This window comes from Polaromonas hydrogenivorans (assembly GCF_040105105.1).
Lineage (GTDB): Bacteria > Pseudomonadota > Gammaproteobacteria > Burkholderiales > Burkholderiaceae_C > Polaromonas > Polaromonas hydrogenivorans.
The window spans coordinates 3569040-3593108 of the sequence record NZ_CP157675.1 but is presented as its reverse complement, the minus strand read 5'-3'; the positions used below and the strand labels follow the sequence as shown (position 1 = coordinate 3593108).

The window sequence follows — 24069 nt, the reverse complement described above, 5'->3', positions numbered from 1 at the left end:
CAACAGGCGATTGAGCATGAACGAACAGTTTGAACGCCTGATGGTGCGGGTTGAATCGCTGATGGCGCGCATTGAGTCCGTGCTTCCGCAACCCTTGTCCGCGCCCGACTGGACGGCTTCCGTTGCCTACCGTTATCGCAAGCGCGGCTCCGGCCACGGTTCGCTGGAGCCGGTCAGGCATCTGGGCGCCATGCGTCTGGCGGACCTGAAGGAAATCGACGGCCAGAAAGACAAGATACGGCGCAACACCGAGCAGTTCGTCAGCGGCAAGCCGGCCAACAATGTCTTGCTGACCGGCTCGCGCGGCACCGGAAAATCCTCCCTCATCAAGGCCTGCCTGAACGAGTATTCGGCCAGGGGCCTGCGGCTGATTGAAGTGGACAAGGCCGACCTGACCGACCTGCCTGACATCGTCGATGTGGTGTCCGGCCTGCCCGAGAAGTTCATTGTGTTTTGTGACGACCTGAGTTTTGAAGAAGGCGAGCCCGGCTACAAGGCACTCAAGTCTATCCTGGACGGCTCGATTGCCGCCGCAACGCCGAATGTGCTGATTTACGCCACCAGCAACCGCCGCCACCTGCTGCCCGAGTACATGATGGAGAACCTGACCTACACACACACCGAAGATGGTGAAGTGCATCCGGGTGAAGTCGTTGAAGAAAAGATTTCCCTGTCCGAACGCTTTGGCCTGTGGGTCAGCTTCTACCCGTTCAGCCAGGACGAGTACCTGACCATCGTGGCGCAGTGGCTGTCTTCATTTGGCGTTAATGCCGAGGCCATCGCAGCCGCACGCCCGGCTTCGCTGGTCTGGGCGCTGGAGCGCGGCTCGCGCAGCGGCCGTGTGGCCTACCAGTTTGCCCGCGACTATGCCGGGCAGCATTCAGGCACTGTTCAGTGATTGAAAAAGTGCTGGTTGCCGACGCCGCCGAGCCTCGTGAAGGCGGTGAAGAGCGCAAAGTGGTTGAAGTGGCGGTTGGCGTGCTGATCCAGCCCGACGGCCAGTTTTTGCTCACGTCCCGCCCTCCTGGCAAGGTCTATGAAGGCTACTGGGAGTTTCCAGGCGGCAAACTGGAGCAGGGCGAAAGCGTCGAGCGGGCGTTGCGTCGCGAACTGCAGGAAGAAATAGGCATCACCATCGCTTCCGTGCATCCCTGGAAAGTCGAGATGGTCGATTACCCGCATGCGCTGGTCCGGCTCAATTTCTGCAAGGTGTTTGAATGGACGGGCGAGTTGCAGATGCACGAAGGCCAGTCGTTTGCCTGGCAGTCTTTACCGGTCACGGTGCAGCCGGTATTGCCCGGCACCATTCCTGTACTGACCTGGTTCGCCGAGGAACGAGGCTTTTCCGGTGCGACCCGATAATCTGGCCTGGCAAGGGGCTGATTCAGAGAGCGGAGATCGCATCGCGCAGCCGTGCCACAAGGTCGGGAATCAGGCTGAGCCGCCCGGCTTCCTCCTCGATCACCCGTTCAAATGCAGCCTTCTTCAAGGCATGAAAATTGATTTCGTGCCGTGTATTCGCCGGTACGGTGCTGGCAAGAATGTCGAAGAGCCTATCCACGGCATGCAGCCGCCCCCACAGATAGTCGTTCTCACGCGTTGCGCGACTGAGAAAGCCGCCAAAGCCGGCAAAGGTTCCACCCAGCAGCATCCTCGTCGCGTCTGGTAATGTCAGGCTGACGAAATCGTCCGGACTGATGCGGTCTATCAATATCTCCTCGATCGGTCCAGCTTCAAGGGACAGGGCATTCACCACGGGACGAAGGATGATGTCCCAGTAGAAATAGCCCAGATAGCCAGAGAGAATGGCGCTGCGGCAACGGGGCTCAAGATTGAGCACCAGCGAAGATGACAGCACTGCGTCCGCATCGTCGTTTCTGCGGGCCATATCGCATTCAATGCCGAGTCGCTTGACCAGGCTGGAGATGGCTGAATCATTGGTGCTGACAAACTGGTCGATTTCCATTTTTCCCAAATCTGCCAGGAATAGTTTGCGGCACATGGCAATCGCCTGGCCACTCAGGAAACTGCTGTCGTCGTAAATCGACATTTCATCGATCAGCTTGTGGATCTGGATCTTTATCAGATCGAGATCCTCGGGTTCCGTCGAACAGGAATCCATTAACGGGATGTTTCCATAGAGGTCATTGATCTCATGAAGAACGAAATTTAGTCGCCTCTTTTTATAGACCAGTCCGAAGTCGATGACAATTTTCGCAAATGCAGGCATATCGGTGTTTTCATAGGCGTTTTCCGGCATGCGGTAGGAATTGGATAGCAGAATCGCCTGATTCCTGGCCCATTGTTCGATGCTTTCCTGAACCCTGTGCGCCGGTGCTGAATCCCTGGAAAAATGGCAGGCGCCGTTGATCAGCTCGACGACGAAATCCAGTCCTTCCAGCGCAAGAGCGCGCATGTACGAGTCATAGACAATCGGTGTACTACCTAGGAGGTTGGTGGAGGTCAGGCGCCAGTGCCGCAAGTCATGGATGGTGAAACTGCCGCTGATCCGCCCCCCGGTGGCATGCTCGATCAATTTTGCGACCTCGGCTCTGGCGTAATAAATTGTCTCCTTTAGGCGTCGCACCTGTTTGTTGTAACGACTGACGTCCGCCAGTTCGTTGTAGGTCGGATCGGTGCGGGGCAAGTCGGAGAGCGCCCCGCGCAAGGTCGCGAAAAACCCCGGCACAGTGCTGCTGGCAACTGCTTTGTCCATCTGGGAATGCGGGTCGATGTAAACGAGACGTCGATCCACCTCGCGAAAAGCGCTGTGCGCGCGGATGGCTTCGAGGGTTGCCATGATCGGCTTGTTGTCCAGGATGCTGCCATCGACCAGTACGGCTTCCTCCGGGTTCTTGCTCTGGTCACGATAGCCGCTGAAATTGCGGGCAAGAAAGTGTGAGCGTGCGGGCCAGGGCCTGTGGCGGGATGCCAGAAGATCATCCATTTCACGCAGCTGTGCCGGTGGAAAAGCACCCGGATAAGATGCGGATGCACGGGCGGCGAAAGCCAGCGATGGCAAATTGTCGAGATCAAAGTCGCTTTGAAGATGGCCGGCTTTGTCATGTTCGAGGCGAAAGCGCAGAAGGTGACGATGCTCGCGTTCCTTGACCATGGGCGGATCGTGAATAAAAATCGACCGGTCAAGACCCCGGAAATCGGTTGCCGTGACCAGCAGGTCCAGCCTTGTGCCCGGCGGGAGCAGGGATTCTGTCGAGGCCTCCGGTCTTTCCATGGCCGTCAGACCATCAAGCACGAGGGCGGCGAGACGAGGGCCATCAAGCGGCGGCTTGAACCAGCGCGAGCGCAGGAACACCGAAACCCGTTCCTGCATCTCGGCATCGATCTTGCCGATGAACAGGCCTTCTCTGTGGAGCCGTGCCAGCAGGGGCCGCACGAAAGGCCAGAAAATCCATTTACTCCAAAGCCGCGCCTTGGCCTCGGGCGCGAGCAGCTTGAGCATGTCGGCTTCAGCCAGCCACATATCGGTCAGCGGCGCAAGGCTGAGATCATGCGCCAGGGCTCGGGCGAGCGCGATGCCGTTGATGCCGCCTGCAGATGATCCGGAAATCACGTCCACCATCACCCGCAGGGAGAGGTGTTGCCCGATGGCCGCGAAACACTGGAGATAGACTTCTCCTGTCGAGCGCTCTGGCTCATCAGTGTAGCGGCTGCGAAATGAAGGGGCATCGCTGTCTTCGCCCAGCCTGTTCCGGTGATAAAGCTTGGATGCCCGGATCAGGTTCAGTATTTCCCGGTTGATGCCATGCTGGTAAATGGCGAGTGAGACGCCTCCGAAGAACACGATCGCCAGCCGCAATTCTTTTTCTTTCATGCCTCACTCCACTTCGGCCAAGGGGAAGCCAAAAGTCATTCTATGCCTTCCTCGGCCCATCCGCGACAGTCTGACTGCGGACGTCAGGCCCTGCTTTTTACGGGACAAAGCGCTGCATTTGCAGAAGCCGTTTTAGCCCAGGCTGCGCGGCACACGCCTGATCGTATTGCTTTCTTGTTGCCCGACGATCTGGACTCAGTCATCCGGCTGCATCTTTGAGATGAAAGCCAGGCTTTTTGTCAGCCAACCGCCCGGTCGTCAGGCCGCCAGCCGCGTTGCGCGGCAAACACCGCTTCCGGGTACGGCGCCCGGCCCCGGCTGCCGTTGTAGCGGCCCAGGCCCAGAAAATTGTCGCCGCGCTCCCGGTCCAGGTAATGGCGAAGGATTACGCAGCCAAAGCGCAGATTGGTCTGCATGTGGAACAGCTTGCCGGGGTCGCCATCGCCAATCACGCGCGTCCAGAAGGGCATGACCTGCATGTAGCCGCGCGCTCCGACGCTGCTCACGGCGAACTTGCGGAAATTGCTCTCGACCTGGATCAGTCCCATCACGAGTGTCACGTCCAGCCCGGCACGCTTGCTTTCGTACCAGACCGCCTGCAAAAACTCCTGGCGGATTTGCAATTCCGGCATTTTCTTCTTGAGCCGCTCGCTCATGGCGCCCAGCCAGCGCAGGTACGCCAGTTTGCTTTCGGTGTTCCTGAACTCCGGTACAGGCGGCGCCTGGTTGGCAATGGCTGAACCCAGCGCCGTGCGCACCGAATCCATCAGCGGCTCCTCGACCTGCCCGCCAGCACTGGAATGCTCTGAAAATAATAGCGGAATACACCCGGTGGATATGCGCAAAAGCCATTTTCTTCTTGAAAATTGCGTTGAAATCACAGTACTTTGCACAGGCACGGTCATGGGCAAATGAAGAATGTCACCCCAGCCTTTACAGGGCCAGTTTGCCTTTGAGGAAATCGAACGCAGTCGCAGCATCGACCTTGCTGGCCGCTGTGTCGCGGCGGTGCTGGTATTCGATGTGTCCTTCCTTGAGGCCCCGGTCGCCAATGGTGACGCGGTGCGGCACGCCGATCAGTTCCCAGTCGGCAAACATGGCGCCGGGCCGCTCGCCCCGGTCGTCCAGGATGACATCCACACCGGCACCGAGCAACTCACTGTACAGCTTGTCGGAAGCGGCCTTGACGTCAGGGAAACGCTCGGGCGTGATCGGGCAGATCACCACGGTGAACGGGGCAATCGCATCGGGCCAGATGATGCCGCGCTCGTCATGGTTCTGCTCGATGGCAGCTGCCGGCAGGCGGGTGATGCCAATGCCGTAGCAGCCCATTTCCAGGAATTGCGGCTTGCCGTTTTCGCCGAGGAAAGTCGCATTCATGGCCTGGCTGTACTTGGTGCCGAGGTAGAACACATGGCCGACCTCGATGCCGCGCTCGATGGCCAGCACGCCATTGCCGTCGGGCGACGGGTCGCCGGCGACCACATTGCGGATGTCCGCGATCAGGTCGGGTTCGGGCAGGTCGCGGCTCCAGTTGACGCCGGTGATGTGGAAATCGGCTTCATTGGCGCCGCAGACCCAGTCGGCCATCACGGCGACTTCGCGGTCCACCAGTAGCTTGACGGGTTTTTTCAGGTTCAGTGGCCCCAGGTAACCGGGTTCGCAGCCAAAGTGGTCGTCAATCTCGGCCAGGCTGGCAAAGCGAAAGCTGGCATCCAGGCCGGGCACCTTGCCGACCTTGATTTCATTCATGTTGTGGTCGCCGCGCAGCAGCAGCAGCCAGACCTGCGTCTTGACCACTTCACCGGCTTCATTGCTCAGGTCCGTGGCCAGCACCAGTGACTTGACGGTGGTTTCCAGCGGGATGCCGAGCAACTCGGCGACATCGGCGCAGGTGGCTTTGCCCGGAGTGGGCGTTTTGGCCAGCGTTTGCGATGCTTCCTGGCGCGGGCCGGCAGGGGCCAGCGCTTCGGCCTTTTCCATGTTGGCCGCGTAGTCGCTGGTCGGGCAGTAAACGATGGCGTCTTCGCCGGTGGCGGCAATCACCTGGAATTCCTCGCTCAGATCGCCGCCAATCGCGCCGCTGTCGGCAGCGACAGCGCGGTAGGTCAGGCCAAAGCGGTCAAAGATACGGCGATAAGCCTGCGCCATGTTTTGGTAGCTGACCTTGGCGGCCGTCTGGTCGCGGTCAAAGCTGTAGGCGTCCTTCATGATGAATTCGCGCCCGCGCATCAGGCCAAAGCGCGGCCGGCGCTCGTCGCGGAATTTGGTCTGGATCTGGTACAGGTTTTTAGGCAACTGCTTGTAACTGCGGATGTCCTGACGCATCACGTCGGTAACGACTTCCTCACTGGTCGGCTGGACCACGAAATCGCGGCCATGACGGTCCTTGATGCGCAGCAACTCCGGTCCCATGGCTTCGAAGCGCCCGGTTTCCTGCCAGAGTTCGGCCGGCTGGATGACCGGCATGCTCATTTCAATAGCGCCAGCGCGGTTCATTTCCTCGCGAACAATCGCTTCGACCTTGCGGATCACGCGCAGACCCATGGGCATGTAGTTGTAAATGCCGGCGCCCAGCTTTTTGATCAGGCCGGCGCGCATCATGAGCTGGTGGCTGACGATTTCTGCGTCGGCGGGTGCTTCCTTGAGGGTGGAAATGAAGAACTGGGAGGCTTTCATGGGCTATTTTTCTGGGTTTGGAGACTGTCGTCCGGCTGTGCGCTTGGCGGGGGCGCCTTCGCTGTGCATAATGGACTCAGTTTAAAAAATTTGAGGTTTGATTATGCTTGACAGGGACGGTTTTCGGCCCAATGTCGGCATCATCTTGCTCAACCAGAGAAGTCAGGTATTTTGGGGCAAACGCATCCGTACCCACTCATGGCAATTCCCGCAGGGCGGCATTGATCGGGGCGAAAATCCCGAACAGGCCATGTTCCGCGAGTTGCATGAAGAGGTCGGACTGCACCCACAGCACGTTCAGGTGCTGGCCCGTACCCGAGACTGGTTGCGCTATGAGGTGCCTGACCGGTTCATCCGCCGCGATGCGCGTGGACACTACAAAGGCCAGAAGCAAATCTGGTTTTTGCTTCAACTGGTCGGTCACGACTGGGATTTGAACCTGCGTGCAACCAACCACCCCGAGTTTGATGCCTGGCGCTGGAACGACTATTGGGTGCCGCTCGATGTCGTGGTGGAGTTCAAGCGGGGCGTGTATGAAATGGCATTGACCGAGTTGTCGCGCTTTGTGCCGCGTTGCGAGTTTCGGTTCGATGCGCGTCCGGAGCAGCGCAACCGCTATTTGCGCGGCGGCCTGCATCAGCGTGACCTGCTGGCCAATCAGTCTGGCGAGCCAGGTTCATTTCCTGCCGCAGGTGGAATTCCTTCCTACGCCACCAAGCCGGGCGCTCCGTTCGAGCTGCCTCCCGGCGCCACTTTTGAGCCTGATCCGCAGACCAGTTTTGGCGTGAATGCACCAACGAAAAAAACATGAAATTCAAGCCAGCCTCTTTATTCGCCTGTGGGCTTTTACTCAGCCTGAGCAGTGCGGCCTGGGCGCAGTTCGCGGTCGAAGATGCTGAGTGGAAAGAGTCCGAAGTTCCGCCGCCACCCGCTTTTGATGTCGGCAAGCTGGTCATCTTTGAGGTGTCACCCAACTCATCACTGGTTTATGGGGTCGATCCGGCGTCCATCAGCATTTCGAAAAGCGATGGCGTGGTGCGCTATGTGATGGTGGCCACCAGCGCCAGCGGCGCGCGCAACGTGATGTATGAGGGCCTGCGCTGCTCTAGTGGTGAATTCAAGACCTATGCCCGCTATTCGCCCGAAGGGCGCTGGAACATGGCCAGTGATCCGGAGTGGCGCTCCCTATTTGGCAACATGCCGTCCAAACATGCGCTGCGATTTGCCCAGGCGGGCGCTTGCGACAACGCGGCCCTGCCGCTGTCGGTGAATGCATTGGTCAGGCGGCTGAAAAATCCAAATTTTGGAATGACGCCGTAAGCGTTGATGCTCCCATGGTGCTGGAGGCTCAACGCCTGCTTCAACGGCTAAGGATCAGGTTGGTGCGGTGAACCATTTCAGACTCGCCGGTATAGCCGAGCAATTTCTCGAATTCCGAGGAAACCTTGCGGCAAATCAGCCGGGCTTCGGCGCTGGAGTAATTGGCTAGGCCGCGCGCAATTTCTACTCCGTCCGCATCCTTGACGGCAATCACGTCGCCGCGTGAGAAATCGCCCTGTACGCCTGTCATGCCGATGGGCAGCAGGCTCTTGCCGCCGCCCTGCACCATGCTGGCGGCGCCTGGGTCCACGGTAACCGAACCACGCAGTTGCAGGTGATCGGCCATCCATTGCTTGCGCGCCTGCATCTTTGGGGTTTGCGCCACCAGCAGCGTGCCAATCGCTTCGCCCTGGGTCAGCCGTATCAGCGCCTCGGGCTCGCGGCCCCAGGCAATCACCGTCGAAGCGCCAGAACCGGCAGCCCGTTTGGCCGCCAGAATTTTGGTGATCATGCCGCCCCGGCCAATGCTCGAACCGGCACCGCCCGCCATGGCTTCCAGCGCTGTATCGCCGGCTTTGGCTTCATGGACAAACTGCGCCGCAGGGTCTTTGCGCGGATCGGCGGTGTACAGGCCCTTCTGGTCGGTCAGAATGATCAGCGCATCGGCTTCGACAAGGTTCGCCACCAGCGCACCCAGGGTATCGTTGTCGCCGAACTTGATCTCGTCATTGACGACGGTGTCGTTCTCGTTGATGACCGGAACCACGCCCAGCTGCAGCAGGGTCAGCAGGGTAGAGCGGGCATTGAGGTAGCGCTCGCGGTCGGCCAGGTCGGCATGCGTCAGCAGGACTTGCGCGCTGCCGATGCCGTTTTCGCGCAGCTTGGTTTCATACATCTGCACCAGGCCCATCTGGCCGACGGCAGCGGCCGCCTGCAGTTCGTGTATGGCTTTCGGGCGAACGCTCCAGCCAAGCCGCTTCATGCCTTCGGCGATCGCGCCGCTGCTCACCATGATAACTTCGCGCCCGTCCTTGATCAGGGCGGCCAGCTGCTTGCACCACTGGCCGATGGCAATGGCATCCAGGCCGCGGCCTTCGTTGGTCACCAGGCTGGACCCTACCTTGACCACAATGCGTCTGGCGTTGCGCAGAACAGGGTTGCCTGATGGATCGTGCATTTTTAAGTATTTTAAGGCTTTTGCGCAATAGGGGCGGGCGCAATCAGCTATCGTTTATATAGCAATCAAGATTCAGTGCCGGTCAGAAAACTGGCCGACATCAATCGGACGATGCCGGCTTTGCGGGCTCAGGCGGCAACTCGATAAACCGTGGATCGATTTCTTCCTCGGGCTGCTCGCTTTTCTGGACTTTCTTGACATGCTGGTAAATCGTCTTGACGAGTTGCTCGCAGCCTTCGCGGGTCAGCGCTGAAATTTCAAAGACGGGGCCCTTGAATTTGAAGCGCTTGACGAAATCCTTGACAACGGCGGCGCGCTCGTCCGCATCGATCATGTCGAGCTTGTTCAGGACCAGCCAGCGCGGCTTTTTATACAGCGCCTCGTCGTATTTCTTGAGTTCGCCGACGATGGCCTTGGCCTGTGCAACAGGGTCCACGCCTTCATCAAACGGCGCCAGATCCACAATATGCAGCAGCAGGCGGGTACGCTGCAGGTGCCGCAAAAAGAGATGTCCCAGGCCCGCGCCTTCCGAAGCGCCTTCAATCAAACCGGGTAAATCGGCCACCACAAAGCTTTGCTCGGGACCGACCCGGACCACGCCCAGGTTGGGGTGCAGCGTGGTGAAAGGATAGTCGGCAATGCGTGGCCGGGCGTTGGAAACGGCCGAGATGAAGGTCGATTTGCCGGCATTGGGCATGCCCAGCAGGCCGACATCGGCCAGCACTTTCAGTTCCAGCTTCAGGCTTTTGCGGTCGCCGGGCCAGCCGGGTGTCTTGCTGCGCGGCGCGCGGTTGGTCGAGCTTTTAAAGCGCAGGTTGCCAAAGCCGCCATCGCCGCCCTTGGCGATCAGGATCTGCTCGCCGGGCACCAGCAACTCGAAAAGCACCTCGCCGGTTTCGGCATCGGTCAGGATGGTGCCGACCGGCATTTTCAGGATGATGTCGTCGCCCTTGGCACCGAACATGTCCGACCCCATGCCGTGTCCGCCATTGCGGGCCTCATGACGGCGTGAAAAGCGGAAGTCGACCAGGGTGTTCAGGTTGATGTCAGCCACCGCATACACATGGCCGCCGCGTCCGCCATCGCCCCCGTTCGGGCCACCGAACTCTTTGTATTTTTCGTGGCTGAACGAGACGCAGCCGCTCCCGCCATCGCCGGCGGCAATGTCAATATAAGCTTCGTCAACAAATTTCATGATGGGATGGCCTCAGTAAGGCCGGGTATGTGGGGGCAGTTTAGAAACAGAAAAGCCCCGACAGGTCGGGGCTTCGATGCCATCGAAGTGATCAGCTTACGCTGCAGTCACATTGACAGTGCGCTTGTTCATCGAGCCCTTGATGGCAAAGGAGACTTGACCGTCAACCAATGCATACAGGGTGTGGTCTTTGCCGATGCCGACATTGACGCCTGGGTGAAACTGCGTGCCACGCTGGCGCACGATGATGCTGCCTGCGTTGATGACTTCGCCGCCAAATTTCTTGACGCCCAGCATTTTGGGCTGTGAATCACGCCCGTTTCGCGTAGAGCCGCCGCCTTTTTTCTGTGCCATTTTTCGTTACTCCTGGTACTGAACTGATTAGCCGACGATGGCGCCGATTTGCAGTTCAGTGAAGTTCTGCCGGTGACCCTGGCGTTTCTGATAGTGCTTGCGACGGCGCATTTTGAAAATGCGAACCTTGTCGTGCCTGCCGTGAGACAGCACCGTGACAGTAACAGTTGCGCCGGAAACCAAGGGCGTACCAACCTTGATTGAACTGCCTTCGCCGACAGCCAATACCTGGTCAATAACGATCTCTTGGCCTACGTCCGCAGCAATCTGTTCTACTTTAATTTTTTCTCCAGCAGCAACTTTGTATTGTTTGCCGCCGGTTTTTATGACCGCGTACATGTAAACCCTCGTAAATTGAGTTCTGCGGACGGATTTCCACAGAGCCCAAGATTCTAGCATCATGCCTAAAAAATGTACAGCCGAGCATGTTTCGCCAAGGCTTGGGCGCTTATAGCGGCAATATGCCTTTCTATAATCTGCCCACACTTAACGTCGGGACTTCCCTTTGTCTGCCAATTCTTCCAGTACCGCTGCTGCCCTTGCCCTGATCGCCGACGACATGAGCGCCATGGATGCGGTCATTGCCCGCCGGCTTCAATCCGAAGTTCCGCTGGTCGCCCAGGTATCGCAATACATCATCGCGGCGGGCGGCAAGCGTCTGCGGCCGGCCCTGGTGCTGCTGATGTGCGGCGCTTTGGACTATCGGGGCGCCCAGCGCTTCAACCTCGCGGCAGTGGTGGAGTTCATTCACACCGCCACCTTGCTGCACGACGATGTCGTTGATGAGTCCACGCTGCGCCGTGGCCGCTCTACGGCCAATGAGATTTTTGGCAACCCGGCCAGTGTTCTGGTGGGAGATTTTCTGTATTCCCGGGCTTTCCAGATGATGGTGGAAGTCGGCGACATGCGCATCATGCAGACTCTGGCCGAAGCGACCAATGTGATTGCCGAGGGCGAAGTGCTGCAGCTCATGAACATGCATGATGCCGGGTTGACCGAAGCAGGCTATCTGCGGGTCATTCGCTCCAAGACCGCCAAGCTGTTTGAGGCCAGCGCCCGGCTGGCGGCCTTGCTGGCCCAATCTTCCCCGGCCGTTGAGCAGCATTGCGCCGAGTACGGACAGGCGCTGGGTACGGCTTTCCAGGTGATTGACGATGTACTCGACTATGACGGCGAGGTTCTGGAAATGGGGAAAAACCTGGGCGATGACTTGCGCGAAGGCAAGGTGACGCTACCCCTGATCATCGCCATGCAACGCGGCACCCAGGCCGAGCGCGCCACCATCCAGCAGGCGATTGAAACCGGTGGCACCGGGCAGATGGCGCAGGTCATTAACATCGTTCAGAAGACCGGAGCCCTGCGGGCCACCCGGGACGCGGCCGCTGCAGAGGCCCTGCGTGCGCTGAATGCCTTGCAAAACCTGCCCCAAAACCCTTACAGTCATGCTCTGGAGAAACTGGCTTCCCAATTACTGGCGAGGCGCTCCTGAGCATCAAGGCAAGTCGGGGTGTAGCTTAGCCAGGTAGAGCGCTACGTTCGGGACGTAGAGGCCGGAAGTTCGAATCTTCTCACCCCGACCAGATTTTTTTAAAAAGGCGTTGCCCAAACCTGTCGGAGTCAGGCTGCAGGCACAGGCAACTGCGCAGTCTCAAAGCTTTGGGAACCGTATCCGGCTGATCATCAATGAGCCCGAAAGCGCGAACAACAGGACCAGTGGGTGAAGCGTGAAGCCGCCAATCACGACCTGTCCGAACCACAGCGACTCATGCAGTGCGCCTTGCCAGGCCGCAACGAACATCACCATGACGAGCAACAGCGATGTCGGGATAGGCGTTCCCTCGAAGTATTTCACCTTGTTCTCGCCGCCAGACAATGACTCGGCTGTTACGTTGTAGCGCGCAGGCGAGACACGCCGCAGGCGACAAAGCCTGTCAGGATGATTCGGTCGTACAGGCCCTGCATGCCGCAGCCGTAAGCAATCAGGGCCGGGGCCACGCCAAAGGAAATGACGTCAGCCAGAGAGTCGAGTTCACGCCCCATGGCCGAGGTTTTCTGGCGCCACCGGGCGATTCGTCCATCGAGTACATCGAAGATTAAAGCCGCCAGGACCAATCCGCAGGCAAAGAAGACATGCCTGACGTCGTTCATCTGCAGGTAGGTCATCATGGAGAACAAGGCACCGGTGCCGCAGACGGCATTGGCCAGCGTGAACCAGTCGGCCAGGTGGAACTCCCGAATCATCGAGAAAGGCTTGTTCAGTTTAGGTAAGGTCATGATGGGCAGCGTACCCCACTTTTTGACAAACGACTTTTCATATTGCTCACTTTGCCAACTGGTTGAGTTGAATGATGGGCAACAGTACGGCCAGCACAATCAGCATCACGACCAGGCCCATGGCCACGATCAGCAGTGGCTCCAGCAGGGTGGCCAGTTGCATCGCGCGGCGCTGCACTTCGGTGCCGAGCTGGCGGGCGGCACGGTCCAGCATCAGCGGCAGCTGGCCGGTCTGCTCGCCCAGGCGGGCAAACATGCTGAGCAGCCCCGGAAAACGCTTCTTATGCCCTATGGCGGAGGCCAGCGGCGTGCCTTCGCGCACCAGCACCAGCGCATCAAGCGCGTCGGCGCGCATGGCGCGGTTGGACAGCGTGTCCGCCGCCGCCTGCAAGGCCTTGAGAATCGGCACGCCGGCGCCTGCCAGCATCGCCAGGGTGCCGGCAAAACGGGCGGCATTATAGCCCCGCGAGAGTTTCCCCAGAATCGGCAGCGTCAGCCAGGCGGCATCGAATTTTTCACGAAAAGAGGCGCTGGTCCATGCCAGCCGGAAACCGGCCGCTATCGTTATGAGAGTTAAAAGAATGAGCCAGCCCTGGTTGCGGACAAAGCCCGCCAGGCCCAGCATCATGACCGTCAGCACCGGCAGCGCACGTTTGCTGCCGGCAAACACCTGGGCCACCTGCGGCACCACGTAGCCCAGAAGGAACATCACGATGGCGATGGCCACCAGCGTCACAATCGCCGGATAAAGGGCTGCGCCCACCAGTTGGGCCTTGAGTTCCTGGCTTTGCTCCAGGTCGTCGGCCAGCCGTTCGAGCACCATGCCGAGATTGCCGCTGTGCTCGCCCGCGCCAACAACAGCGCAGTAGGTCGCTGAAAATTCACGCGGATGCTGGGCCAGCGCCGTGGCAAACGGTGTGCCGCCGTTGACTTCAGCGCGCAGGTTGGCGACCAGATGGCGCTGGGGAAGGCTTTCAGATTCGTCGGCCAGCGCGGTCAGTGCCCGCTCCAGCGGCAGGCCTGAAGTCACCAGGCCGGCAATCTGTCGCGTCCAGATGGCCAGCGCCGAGGCATTGAAGGCGCGCTTGCTCCACAGCGTGGTGTTCCAGCCCGAAGCGCTGCCCTGCTGGCCTGCCTTGGCGGCGGCGCCGACGGGCTCCACCGCCAGCGGCACCAGCGCCTGCGCCCGGAGCATGCTGCGCGCCGACCGGGCGGTGTCGGCTTCGATGATGCCTTTGCGGGTGCTGCCCTCGGCGGTCAGGGCTTCGAATGAATAGGCGGGCATGGTCAGTCGCGGGTGACGCGCACGAGTTCTTCGCGTGTGGTGATGCCGGCTTGCACCAGCCGCTCGCCGTCATCGCGCATCAGCGTCATGCCGTTCTTGAGGGCGGCTTCGCGCAGGTCGGCTTCGGCGGCCTGATGATGAATCTGCGCCCGGATGGCGTCGTCGGTCGCCAGCAGTTCGAACACGCCGGTGCGGCCCTGGTAGCCGGTCTGGCCGCAGCTCGCGCAGCCGGTGCCTTTGCAATGCACGCAGACCTTGCGCACCAGCCGCTGCGCCAGCACGCCGAGCAGCGAGGAACTGAGCAAAAACGGCTCGATGCCCATGTCGGTCAGGCGAGTCACGGCGCTGGCCGCGTCATTGGTGTGCAGCGTGGCCAGCACAAGATGGCCGGTGAGCGAAGCCTGAATGGCGATTTGCGCGGTTTCGAAGTCGCGGATCTCGCCGATCATGATCACGTCCGGGTCCTGGCGCAGGATGGCGCGCAGGGCCTTGGCGAAGTCCAGGTCGATCTTGGCATTGACCTGGGTCTGGCCGACGCCGGCCAGCTCGTATTCAATCGGGTCTTCGACCGTCATGATGTTCTGGCGCCGGGTGTCGAGCCGCTCCATGGCCGCATACAGCGTGGTGGTCTTGCCCGAACCCGTGGGGCCGGTCACCAGGATGATGCCGTGCGGCTGCGCCACCAGATGCTCGAAGCGCGACAGCACGTCGCCCTGCATGCCGACGGCCTCCAGATTGAGCCGGTCGCCGCTCTTGTCGAGCAGACGCAGCACGGCGCGCTCGCCATGGGCGCTGGGCAGGGTGCTGACGCGCACATCGACCGCCCGCGTGCCGATGCGCAGCGAGATGCGGCCGTCCTGCGGCAGCCGCTTTTCGGCAATGTCGAGTTCGGCCATGATTTTCAGCCGCGAGATCAATGCGGCATGCAGCGCCCGGTTGGGCTGCACCACGTTGCGCAGCGAGCCATCGACTCGAAAGCGCACGCTGGAATGGCGCTCGTAGGGCTCGATGTGGATGTCGCTGGCGCCGTCGCGAACGGCCTGCGTCAGCAGCGCGTTGAGCATGCGGATGATGGGCGCGTCGTCGGAGGTTTCCAGCAAGTCCTCAATGGCCGGCAGCGCCTGCATCATGCGCGACAGATCGACGTCGCTTTCCACCTCGCTGATGACGGTGGCGGCGCTGGACTCGCTCTGGGAATAGGCGGCGCTGATGCGCTGCTGGAGCAACTCGGGCGCCTCGACGTTGATGTGCTGCACATCGAACTTGCGCATCACCTCGCTCACGGCGCCCGCCGTTTCGGGTGTGCCCAGGCTGTGCAGCCACAGCGTCAGGTCGCCGCCAAAGTCCTCAAGCAGCAACTGCTGGCTGCGCGCAAACGCATAGGGCAGGGGGTATTGGGCGGGATGCTCCATGGCTTATCGGTCAGTCGCCGGGGACAGCGGTGTTGACTGGAAAAGCTGTTGAGCGGCAGGCTGGGCAGGCGCCTGCACAGGCCGGGCGGGGGCGATAGCCGGCAATACCGGCGATTCATTGACCGGCACCAGGGCGCTGTTGAGCGGTTGCGTCTGCTGCTGGTTGGTGCGCATGAACTCATAGCGGTCCATCGACAGGGCACTCGTGGCGGCCCCGTCGCGCACCACCACCGGGCGCAAAAACACCATCAGGTTGGTCTTCTTGCGGCTGCGGCTCTCGGACTTGAACAGGTTGCCGAACACCGGCACATCGCCCAGCCCCGGCACCTTTTCCTGGTTGCCCGCGAACTCGTCCTGCAGCAGCCCGCCGATCACGATGATGGAGCCGTCCTCGACCAGCACATGCGACTCGATGGAGCGCTTGTTGGTGATCAGGCCGGTGACTGAATTGACCGAGCCCGGCTGCACGCTGGAGACTTCCTGGAAGATCGCCATCTTGACCGTGCCGTTTTCGCTGATCTGCGGCTTGACCCGCAAGGTCAGGCCGACGTCCTTGCGCTCGATGGTCTGGAACGGGTTGACGCTGCCGTTGCTGCCGCCGCTGCCGGTGTTGGTGAACTGCCCGGTCACGAAAGGCACGTTCTGGCCGATGATGATCTTGGCTTCCTCGTTGTCCAGCGTCAGCAGGTTGGGCGTTGACAGGATGTTGCCGGCGCCCGAGGTTTGCAGGAAGTTGGCCAGGAAACCCAGGAAATACACGCCGTTGCTGCGCGCCGCGACGCCCAGGTTCAGGCCTGTGCCGGGTGCCAGCGGGGTGCCGCTGGCCGCTCCGAGGGCCGACTGGATGATGTTTTTGCCACTGCTGCCAAAGTTGGTGCCCAGCAGCCCGATCAGACTGTCGCCCTTGCCGCCGATAGGCCCCTGCCACTGGATGCCGAACTCGGCCGCCTTGTCCATGTTGACCTCGGCGATCAGGCTTTCCACATAGACCTGCGCGCGCCGCGCATCGAGCTTTTCAATGACGGCGCGCAACTGGCGGTATTGCGGCTCGGACGCGGTGATGATGAGCGAGTTGGTCGCCGGGTCGGCCTGGATTTGCCCGCCGGTGGATGGCCCCGCGCTGGGCGTGATCGGGGCTGTCGCCGCGCTGCTCTGGTTGCCTCCCGCCGCCCCGCCGGGCAGGCTTGAGGTGGTCATGGCCGAGGCATTGCCCTGGGACGCGGCCAGGCTGGTCAAGCCCGAGCCGCCGCTGGACGTTCCGGTCATGGCGGCGCGCAGCACGGTGGCGAGGTTGGCGGCGTCGGCGTTTTTCAGGTACACCACATAGATGTTGCCGGCATCGCCGTTGGGGCCGTTCAGCGTCGGCGTGTCCAGGGTCTTGAGCAGCGACTTCACCAGTTCCAGGCGTGCGCCGTTGGCGGCGCGGACAATCAGCGAATTGCTGCGCGGCTCGGCCAGCACCGTCGTTTTATAGCTGGCTTCGGCGGTGGCCGCCACGCCGCCGGCACTGCTGTCGAGCAGGCGCGTCAGCAGTGGCGCGATGTCGGTCACCGACGCATAGCGGACCGGGATCAGCTCGACATCGGTGGCGTTGGCCACATCCAGCGCGGCAATGATGCGGCCCAGGCGGTTCAGGTTGTCGGCATAGTCGGTGATCACCAGCGAATTGTTGCCGGGGTTGACGTTGATGGTGTTGTTGGGGCTGATCAGCGGCCGCAGGATGGGCAGCAGGTTGTTGGCGTTCTCGAAGCTGAGCTTGAAGATGGTGGTCGCAATCTGGCCGCCACCCACCGGCACGTTGGTCGATACCGCGCCGCCCTGCAGCTTGGCATCGGCCTCGGGAACGATCTTGTCCAGACCGGCTGTGTTGACCACGGTAAAGCCCTGCAGGCGCAGTATGGCCAGAAACTGGCTGTAGGCCATGGCCGGGCTGACCGCGCGTTCCGTTGTCAGCGTGATCGTGCCCTTGACGCGCGGATCGACCACCACGTTGCGGCCCGTGAGCGTGGCCATGGTGCGGGCCACGGCGTCGATGTTGGCGTTGACGAAGTTCAGGGTGATGGCTTCGCCGCGCCTGGGTTCGGACGACGACGGCGGCGACGCGACTTGCGGCTGAGCCTGTAAATTTGAAGGAAATATGCCTGTTCCGCACGCCAGTAGTGCGCTGGTAGCTATCGAAAAAATAGCAAGCTGGCGGGTGTTGCTGATCGGATGTTTCATGCGGCGTTAACCTACTTTGATGATGGCGGTTGCGCCGTTGCGCCGCCCAATGATGTTCAGGAGATTCGAAAGCGCATCGATGCTCTCGGGCGTGGCGCTGGCAGCGCCATCGAATCGCAAACGCTGGCCGACCCACTGGCCCCGGCCGGTGAGTTGCAGCTTGCCTTCAAGGGTGTTCAGCTCCAGCGTCGAAGGATTGCCGCCCTGGAGCAGCAGGCGGTAGCTGCCCATGGGCTGCAGGGTGGACAGGCGGGACGAGATCCGTGTGGCGTCGAGTTGCAGGCGGCCGGTCAGGCTGAGCCGGCCCTGAACCCACCGGGCATTGAAACCCTGGGTTGAAGCGGCCAGCTGGCCTTGTGCCTGCACGGTGTTCCAGGGGGTTCCCAGGCCGGCCAGCAGCCCGGCGGGCCATTGCGAATGGCTGTCGGACAGCGTCAGTTGCACGCCGCTCCAGCCTGCGGGCCTTGCCTGAAGCTGCAGCGCCTGCTGCATGCAGCATTCGGCGTTCAATTGAACATTCAGGCCGTTCCAGGCCGGACGGATGGTCCAGGTCAGCTGGCCGGGTAGCGCCACGGCCTCACGGCTGCCAGCGCCGCCCGACAGGACAAGTTGCGCCGAGCCCTGCCAAAAACCGCCACGGGGGCCATCCAGTAGCACATGTTCGCCGCTGGCCTGCCGGACCAGCGCGGCCAGCCAGCGGGCCGGGGCGAACAAGACCAGTGCCAGTATCAATCCGGCAAGGGCGCCCGCCATCGCCCAGCGCCAGGGGGCAAAGGCAGAGCCTGGGGCCACGGAAGGGATGTATGCCATGGTCTTGGCTAGCGGGCAGGCAGGCCCATCACCAGCACGCCATTCCAGGCCGTGCCGCCCGGGGTGGCGCTGCGCACCAGCCGGGCCTCGACCGGCACCGAGCGGGCATTGAGGCGCGCCTGCACCAGCCACTCGGCCAGTGCGTCGGGAGAGGCTTCTTTCAGGGTGACGCTGGCGCGCTCGCCCGCCACGCCAAGCTGGGCCGTGGTGCCCAGCGTCTGCTTGGTGGCTGCGGTCAGGGCGCGCACTGCCTCGTCAAAGCCCAGCGGAGGCTGCTTTTGGATGGCCTGCACCTGGCTCTGCATGGCCTGCATCTGCTGCAGTTGCGCGCCCAGGGCCTTGGCCTGCCCATCGGCGGTGCGCAAGGTGGCCAGTGCCGGCGCCACGCTGAACTGCCAGAGCAGGAAGGCCAGCACCAGCAGCACGGCCAGCCTGATCAGGTTTTTTTCACGGCCCGGCAGTCCGGTCCAGCGCGCCTGCAGCGGCGCAACAGCGGAGGTCAGGCTCATGGAAGGCGCTCCTCTTTCATCAGCAGGCCGCCTGCGTCCGACCGGACACTGTAGCCCTGGGGCCGCAGCCGGGCGGAGATATTGGCCACGACGGCGGACGACGCATCAACTCCTTTGAGGCGGAGTTCACCTGCTATGAAATCAATCGCTGATGGTGCAGGCATGTCGGGCGCTACAGCCTGAAAATGTGCCAGCATGGTTTCCAGGTCAGCCGATGAGGCGGCGCCATTGCGGCGTTGCAGGTCGGCCACGGCGCGGGCCATCTGCAGTGGTGCATCGACCACCACGCGCACTTCGGGAAAGGTGCTGGTCAAGGTATCGCGGATGGCGGCGCGCTGCGCCGCCAGGGCGGACTGCTCTTTCCAGGCCCAGGCTTGAAGGCCGACCAGATTGACGCCAACCAGCAGCGCGGCGGCCCAGCGCGCGGCGCGCCAGCGCGGCGCCCGAAACAGCGAGGACACCATGGCCGACACATGCTTGCGGGTCCGCGTGCCACGCGTGTAGCGCAGGTCGAACTGCGCCAGATCCCAGCCCGACTGCGTCGCCGCCAGCCAGCGTTCGGGCGCGGTCTGCAGGGTGGCGGGACGGTTGAAGAAGTGTTCCGCCAGTGCCGCCACGCCGGGTTCGGCCAGCACTTCGGCCTCTTCGGGCCAGGCTATCAGCGCGGCGGTCGCCACCGAAAGCGGCAGCAGGGTCACGCCGTCGGGTCCGGTCCGCATCAGTTGGGCATGGTCGGGTGTGCCGGTGATGTACAGCGAGGAATTGCCGGATGCGTCGCCTGCGCCTGGCGTCAGTTCGGGAACGATGCGCGCGACCGGCCGCCCGGCCTGGGTCAGTGCCGCCAGCCAGGCATCCAGCCAGGCCCTGTCGCAGGCGGCTATCCACACCGGTTCATCGGTGCGCGGATGCGGCTCGATGGCGAAATGCAGCTGGCTGGTTTCGTCGAGCACGCTGTCTTCCAGAAGCCCGTCGAGCACGGCACGCAGCCGCCCCGAATTGCCTTCCTGGAACACCCCGCCCTTGAGCGCGCCCTTTGGCAAGGCAAGCCGGTGCCAGGACAGCCGGCAAGCAGGCACCACGGCCACGATTTCCACGCCGGAAACTGTGGGCAACAAGGCCGCAGGCGCCTCGACGGTACGCAAAACGGTACGCCCGTCATCGCTCAAAACGCCTTCGCAAAGCGTGGCCGCTGTGGGAAGTTCCCGGGAAAGGGTGACGATCAGGGTGGTCATGCTTGGGAAGATTCAGAGGTTCATTGTAGAGTGCGGATTTCCCGAGCCGAAGCGCCCCGGTCACGCCATAAGGTCTTCACGTCAATCCCGTCGCGTTGTACCACCGAATGCTCTTCCACCACGATCTGGTCCATCCGCAGCCGTCCCTGGACCTCGAAAAAACGTGAATTCAGGCTGTGCTGCGCGTCATTGAGCGGCACGGCTGTCTGGCCGAGTTGCGCGGTCACTTCGGCCAGTGTCCGGAAATGGTTGGCCTGGCGCATGTTCACCAGCCGCTGGGCCTGCGCCATGTCCAGCGACGGGATGCAGGCGGACAGCACGGTGGCGCTGGCGGTATTGAGATTGACCGGGGTGCGTACCGGCAGCAGTGTGATGTAGGGGCGCAGCACGGCCAGGCTGGCTGGCGACAGGCCCAGCCAGACCAGCTGATCAACCCGCTGCGGCAAAAGGGGCGCTAGCGGGTCGGCCTCATTCTCGGGGTCGGTATTGAGCGCGAGGCGCAAATTTTCAGCCAGCGTCGCCAGCTCGCCTCGGGGCAGGCTGAGCAGGTCGAAGAGTTTCGCAAAGGCTTTCAGCGAAGGCTCCGACACCTTGGCGCTGTCCACCAGGCTGGTCACGTTCAGGCGTGCCTGCAGATCAGTGATCTGTCCCGATAAAAAGGCTTGCGAGGCGCTGGCGTCGTCATCTGGAACGCTGTTTTTGTCCGCCGCCAGAAAGGTCGATAGCCGGGCTTCTTCAAGCGGCACCGCCCAGGGTTCGGACAGGTAGTCGGCCCCGCCCGAACGGCCATCCTCGCGCAGGATCAGGCGCGCCCAGTCCAGCGCGCCCGTCAGCACCCAGAGCGACTGCACCCGCGCGCGCTCGGCGGCCTCGACCTCCACGCTGCGCCACTGCTGCCACAAAGCCCCCGCCGCCAGACTGGCCACCAGCGCGACTGTCAGCATCGCCGTGAGCAGGGCCGCGCCTGCCTGGCGGGGCCGCCCCAAGCAAGGCCAGCCTCTCCGGGGGGCAGCGCAGTACGCGCAGCGACAAGCGTTGGGGCTCAAGCTCATGACTTGGCGCCTGCCAGCGCCGGACGCACCCAGTCCCGCGTGATGATGCCGTTGATGGCTTCGCCAGCCGGCAGGGTCAATACCAGCCGCACACCGTCGGGAAGCGCCAGATCGGCCGGTACGGGTGGGGCCGTGTTTGGAACTGGCTGGCTGGTGTTGTCGCTGGACAATGGGTTGGTCCAGGCATTTCCGCGAAAGTAGAAAATTTGCCACTGCTCAAGCGGCGTGATGCGGACTTCGTCCCTTTTTTCCGCATCGCCCGGGTTTTGTGCCCATTGCGCGGCACGGGCCCATGCCGTTTGCAGTTCGCTGCGGGAAAATTGCGGCGGCGACTGCCAGCGCAGCCACTGGTCCCTGCCGTTCACATTGCGGCGCGCCCAGGCCACCACCAGCACGCCGTCGCCGGGCTGGATGGTGCTGCGGCGAACGATGCGAAGGCCGCGCCCGTCCCAGTCCAGCGTTTGTGTCTGGGGCAACTGCATCAGCGCGTCCAGGTCCGCCGACCACTGCGTCAGCCCGGCCTGCAGGGTCAGCACCGCATCAGCGCGCTGCTGAATCTGCGACTGTGCCCGCACCATGCCATCGAGCCCGCGCCAGCTCAGGCCAGCCATCAGCGCCATCGCGGCAAGGGCTACCAGCAGTTCAATCAGCGTGAAGCCACGAACGCGCGCAGGAAACAGCGCGACATTCGAAGCGGCAAGTAGTCTGGCGGTCATGCTCAATACCTTCCCACGATGGTGGAAAGCGCCAGTATTCGCGCCTCGCCGTCGAGCACCTGCGCCTCGACACGCAGAAAATTCGGGTTCGGCGTGGGTTGCACCGACAGCCTCACTGCCAGGTTGCGGCCGGCCTGTTCGCAGCCGCTGGTGTTGTCGCCCACGGCCGGCATTTGCCGGGACAGGCGCACGCTGACCAGCGCATTTTCCGCGCACAGGTGGGCCAGCAGCAAGTCGGACTGGCGTTCGGCATTGCGGGTCAGTGAGGCTGTGGCCCGCACACCGGCGGCCAGCGCAATCGCCACGATGCCCAGCGCGACCAGCACTTCGATCAGCGTAAAGCCGCGAACACCTGGGGGTTTGAGCCGGCAGCGTCGCATTACCGTGCACCGGGCGCGGGGACGTCGTCCGTCAACACCGAAAAGGGCCTGATGCCGTCAGTCGCCAGGATCAGGCTGCGAGACGGCTGCGAGATGGACACCAGGCGGATTTGCTGCGGCCCGATTACAGGTTCAGGCCCCAGCACGATGGCGTTGGCACTCGCTGCCCGAACGTCCTGGCCCAGCCAACTGGAGGGAAAAGCCGAACCGGTCGTCAGCCCTTCAAACGCGAAACCGCTGGCGGTGGCGCGCCAGCGGACCGGATTGGCAGTCATGCGCGACTGTGCCCGCGCCGAGTCCAGCAACACCGCCAGCCGCTGTGCTTCGCGTTCCAGGGCGCTACCCGACGTGTCACGCAGCGCCAGCCCCACGCCCGCTGTCGCGATGGCCATGATGGCGACCACGATCAGCAACTCGATCAGTGTGAATCCGCGATGGCAAATCCGCCTGGACAGTGCAAGCCGCGCCGGGTCGCCCCAGGCAAGGCCAGTCCCCCCGGGGGGCAGCGCAGCACGCGAAGCGACAAGCGTGGGAGCTATGTCAGTCCCAGCTGCCGACATCCGCATTTTTTCCCTCGCCGCCAGCCTGTCCATCAGCGCCGAACGACATCACGTCAATTTCGCCCTTGATGCCTGGGTTCAGGTACTGGTAGGGGCGGCCCCACGGGTCGTTGGGCAGTTTGTCCAGGTAGGATTTCCAGTTGGAGGGGATGGGGCCGGTTGTGGGCTTGACCAGCAGCGCCTGCAATCCCTGTTCGGCCGTGGGATAGCGCTGGTTGTCCAGCCTGTACAGCTTGAGCGCCTGCATCAGGTTGTTAACGTCGGTTTTGGCGGCCGTGGCGCGCGCGTCGTCAGCGCGTTCAAGCACATTGGGAACGATCAAGGCAGCCAGCACGCCAATGATCACCAGCACTACCATCAACTCGATCAGGGTGAAACCCGCTGACAGGCGGCGCCGCATGGACGGGAAGGGAAGATTTTGTGTAGTCATAGAGTGGCTTCAATGATAATCCCGCCATGCAGACAGATGTTTACCGCCTATGGTCTACCAGGATTGTGACATTCGCCATTTCCGCATTGGCTGCTGCCAGCGTGGCGTATTGGAGCCTTAAGGGGTGGCGGCCACATACGCCGTCAGCGGCTCCGGTTGTGGCGCAGGCCTCTCCTGTCACCCCGCAGGCCATCGCCCGTGCGCTGGGGGGCGGCCTGGCACCTGTCACGCCAGTGTCAGGCGCTGCCCCTGCCATCAGTCGCTACGCGCTGGTCGGCGTGGTGGCGGGGCGATTGCGTGCCGGCGCAGCCTTGATTTCGGTGGACGGGCAGGAAGCCAGGGCCGTTCGCGTGGGTACCCTGGTCGATGATGGCATGAAGCTGGAATCAGTGAGCGGTCGCCGGGCGATATTGGCTTCCGCCACGGGCGCATCGGTAAAATTGACGCTCGAATTGCCTCAACTGGATCAATGACGCTATTTTAATGATAGCTTGATGTGCCTGTAAATGAATGGTTTGAAGCGGGAAAGGCATGTTTTTTGCTTGACCATCACCCATGCGCTTAAATCCTTGGAACTGTGGCGATTTACCCATGTTTTTGTGCACGCTTGCAACGCCAGACCCAAAGCA

At 62.0% G+C, this 24069-nt stretch carries 24 protein-coding genes, 1 tRNA gene and 1 pseudogene; 7 read left to right on the top strand and 19 right to left on the bottom strand.

The genetic code is table 11. The features are described from left to right. Nucleotides 1-16: 16 nt before the first annotated feature. Both ABLV49_RS17340 and ABLV49_RS17335 read left to right on the top strand, forming a co-directional pair. On the top strand, nucleotides 17-898 hold the full coding sequence (locus ABLV49_RS17340) for an ATP-binding protein (protein ID WP_349278383.1): 882 nt from the start codon (nucleotides 17-19) through the stop codon (nucleotides 896-898). Further along, a complete protein-coding gene (locus ABLV49_RS17335; protein WP_349278382.1) occupies nucleotides 895-1362 on the top strand; it encodes an NUDIX domain-containing protein in 468 nt (155 codons plus the stop codon). The genes ABLV49_RS17340 and ABLV49_RS17335 overlap by 4 nt, the downstream gene beginning before the upstream one ends. 22 nt (nucleotides 1363-1384) lie before the next feature. On the opposite strand, the gene ABLV49_RS17330 is transcribed toward ABLV49_RS17335, so the two are convergent. From ABLV49_RS17330 to ABLV49_RS17320, 3 genes are all read right to left on the bottom strand, one after another. After that, on the bottom strand, nucleotides 1385-3835 hold the full coding sequence (locus ABLV49_RS17330; protein ID WP_349278380.1) for a patatin-like protein: 2451 nt from the start codon (nucleotides 3833-3835) through the stop codon (nucleotides 1385-1387). A gap of 239 nt (nucleotides 3836-4074) precedes the next feature. Further along, nucleotides 4075-4740: a lytic transglycosylase domain-containing protein gene (locus ABLV49_RS17325; protein ID WP_415838051.1), complete on the bottom strand. Its 666-nt coding sequence runs from the start codon at nucleotides 4738-4740 to the stop codon at nucleotides 4075-4077. Nucleotides 4741-4768: 28 nt separating this feature from the next. Then, complete coding sequence (locus tag ABLV49_RS17320) at nucleotides 4769-6514, bottom strand: proline--tRNA ligase (RefSeq protein ID WP_349278379.1); 1746 nt, start codon at nucleotides 6512-6514, stop codon at nucleotides 4769-4771. Nucleotides 6515-6617: 103 nt separating this feature from the next. Here ABLV49_RS17320 and ABLV49_RS17315 point away from each other — a divergent pair, with 103 nt between their 5' ends. Continuing rightward, nucleotides 6618-7325, top strand: coding sequence for an RNA pyrophosphohydrolase (locus tag ABLV49_RS17315; RefSeq protein ID WP_349278377.1), 708 nt, complete (start codon nucleotides 6618-6620; stop codon nucleotides 7323-7325). After that, nucleotides 7322-7834, top strand: a complete 513-nt coding sequence (locus tag ABLV49_RS17310; RefSeq protein WP_349278375.1) for a CNP1-like family protein — start codon at nucleotides 7322-7324, stop codon at nucleotides 7832-7834. The genes ABLV49_RS17315 and ABLV49_RS17310 overlap by 4 nt, the downstream gene beginning before the upstream one ends. A gap of 40 nt (nucleotides 7835-7874) precedes the next feature. On the opposite strand, the gene proB is transcribed toward ABLV49_RS17310, so the two are convergent. The 4 genes from proB to rplU all read right to left on the bottom strand — a co-directional run bounded on the left by proB (nucleotide 7875) and on the right by rplU (nucleotide 10899). After that, complete coding sequence (gene proB, locus ABLV49_RS17305) at nucleotides 7875-9011, bottom strand: glutamate 5-kinase (RefSeq protein ID WP_349278373.1); 1137 nt, start codon at nucleotides 9009-9011, stop codon at nucleotides 7875-7877. Nucleotides 9012-9111: 100 nt separating this feature from the next. Further along, a complete protein-coding gene (gene cgtA / locus ABLV49_RS17300; RefSeq protein ID WP_349278372.1) occupies nucleotides 9112-10206 on the bottom strand; it encodes an Obg family GTPase CgtA in 1095 nt (364 codons plus the stop codon). Between the two features lie 96 nt (nucleotides 10207-10302). Further along, nucleotides 10303-10560, bottom strand: a complete 258-nt coding sequence (gene rpmA, locus ABLV49_RS17295) for a 50S ribosomal protein L27 (RefSeq protein ID WP_011800164.1) — start codon at nucleotides 10558-10560, stop codon at nucleotides 10303-10305. Nucleotides 10561-10587: 27 nt separating this feature from the next. After that, entirely contained in the window at nucleotides 10588-10899 is a 312-nt protein-coding gene (rplU, locus tag ABLV49_RS17290) for a 50S ribosomal protein L21 (RefSeq protein ID WP_011800165.1), read from the bottom strand. A 166-nt stretch (nucleotides 10900-11065) separates the two neighbouring features. Between rplU and ABLV49_RS17285 the strand changes: the two genes are divergently transcribed. Together ABLV49_RS17285 and ABLV49_RS17280 are read left to right on the top strand one after the other, a co-directional pair. Beyond that, nucleotides 11066-12049 (top strand): polyprenyl synthetase family protein, encoded by a 984-nt coding sequence (locus ABLV49_RS17285; RefSeq protein ID WP_349278370.1) that lies wholly within the window; start codon nucleotides 11066-11068, stop codon nucleotides 12047-12049. A 14-nt stretch (nucleotides 12050-12063) separates the two neighbouring features. Beyond that, nucleotides 12064-12140: transfer RNA gene (locus ABLV49_RS17280), tRNA-Pro, on the top strand. A 68-nt stretch (nucleotides 12141-12208) separates the two neighbouring features. Here ABLV49_RS17280 and pssA read toward each other — a convergent pair. From pssA to gspG, 12 genes and pseudogenes are all read right to left on the bottom strand, one after another. After that, nucleotides 12209-12834 (bottom strand): annotated as a pseudogene (pssA, locus tag ABLV49_RS17275) (CDP-diacylglycerol--serine O-phosphatidyltransferase). Nucleotides 12835-12880: 46 nt separating this feature from the next. Further along, on the bottom strand, nucleotides 12881-14119 hold the full coding sequence (gspF, locus tag ABLV49_RS17270; protein WP_349278368.1) for a type II secretion system inner membrane protein GspF: 1239 nt from the start codon (nucleotides 14117-14119) through the stop codon (nucleotides 12881-12883). Nucleotides 14120-14121: 2 nt separating this feature from the next. Continuing rightward, entirely contained in the window at nucleotides 14122-15531 is a 1410-nt protein-coding gene (locus ABLV49_RS17265; RefSeq protein WP_349278366.1) for a GspE/PulE family protein, read from the bottom strand. A gap of 3 nt (nucleotides 15532-15534) precedes the next feature. Beyond that, on the bottom strand, nucleotides 15535-17751 hold the full coding sequence (gene gspD, locus ABLV49_RS17260; RefSeq protein WP_349278364.1) for a type II secretion system secretin GspD: 2217 nt from the start codon (nucleotides 17749-17751) through the stop codon (nucleotides 15535-15537). Nucleotides 17752-17757: 6 nt separating this feature from the next. Then, nucleotides 17758-18561, bottom strand: coding sequence for a type II secretion system protein N (gene gspN / locus ABLV49_RS17255; protein WP_349278362.1), 804 nt, complete (start codon nucleotides 18559-18561; stop codon nucleotides 17758-17760). Nucleotides 18562-18569: 8 nt separating this feature from the next. Further along, a complete protein-coding gene (gspM, locus tag ABLV49_RS17250; RefSeq protein ID WP_349278360.1) occupies nucleotides 18570-19070 on the bottom strand; it encodes a type II secretion system protein GspM in 501 nt (166 codons plus the stop codon). Next, nucleotides 19067-20302: a type II secretion system protein GspL gene (gene gspL / locus ABLV49_RS17245; RefSeq protein ID WP_349278358.1), complete on the bottom strand. Its 1236-nt coding sequence runs from the start codon at nucleotides 20300-20302 to the stop codon at nucleotides 19067-19069. The genes gspM and gspL overlap by 4 nt, the downstream gene beginning before the upstream one ends. Nucleotides 20303-20322: 20 nt before the next feature. Beyond that, nucleotides 20323-21354: a type II secretion system minor pseudopilin GspK gene (gene gspK / locus ABLV49_RS17240; protein ID WP_415838053.1), complete on the bottom strand. Its 1032-nt coding sequence runs from the start codon at nucleotides 21352-21354 to the stop codon at nucleotides 20323-20325. Then, nucleotides 21351-22070 carry a PulJ/GspJ family protein gene (locus ABLV49_RS17235; protein WP_349278356.1) on the bottom strand — a complete coding sequence of 240 codons (720 nt, stop codon included), beginning with the start codon at nucleotides 22068-22070 and terminating at the stop codon, nucleotides 21351-21353. The genes gspK and ABLV49_RS17235 overlap by 4 nt, the downstream gene beginning before the upstream one ends. A 2-nt stretch (nucleotides 22071-22072) precedes the next feature. After that, a complete protein-coding gene (gene gspI / locus ABLV49_RS17230) occupies nucleotides 22073-22450 on the bottom strand; it encodes a type II secretion system minor pseudopilin GspI (protein ID WP_349278354.1) in 378 nt (125 codons plus the stop codon). Next, nucleotides 22450-22863, bottom strand: coding sequence for a type II secretion system protein GspH (locus ABLV49_RS17225; protein ID WP_349278352.1), 414 nt, complete (start codon nucleotides 22861-22863; stop codon nucleotides 22450-22452). The genes gspI and ABLV49_RS17225 overlap by 1 nt, the downstream gene beginning before the upstream one ends. A gap of 127 nt (nucleotides 22864-22990) precedes the next feature. Continuing rightward, a complete protein-coding gene (gspG, locus tag ABLV49_RS17220; RefSeq protein ID WP_041376506.1) occupies nucleotides 22991-23440 on the bottom strand; it encodes a type II secretion system major pseudopilin GspG in 450 nt (149 codons plus the stop codon). Nucleotides 23441-23598: 158 nt separating this feature from the next. On the opposite strand from gspG, the gene ABLV49_RS17215 reads away from it, so the two are divergent. Continuing rightward, the gene (locus tag ABLV49_RS17215) at nucleotides 23599-23913 is read left to right on the top strand and encodes a hypothetical protein (RefSeq protein ID WP_349278350.1); all 315 of its coding nucleotides are present in this window, start codon (nucleotides 23599-23601) and stop codon (nucleotides 23911-23913) included. The last annotated feature ends 156 nt before the right edge of the window (nucleotides 23914-24069 follow it).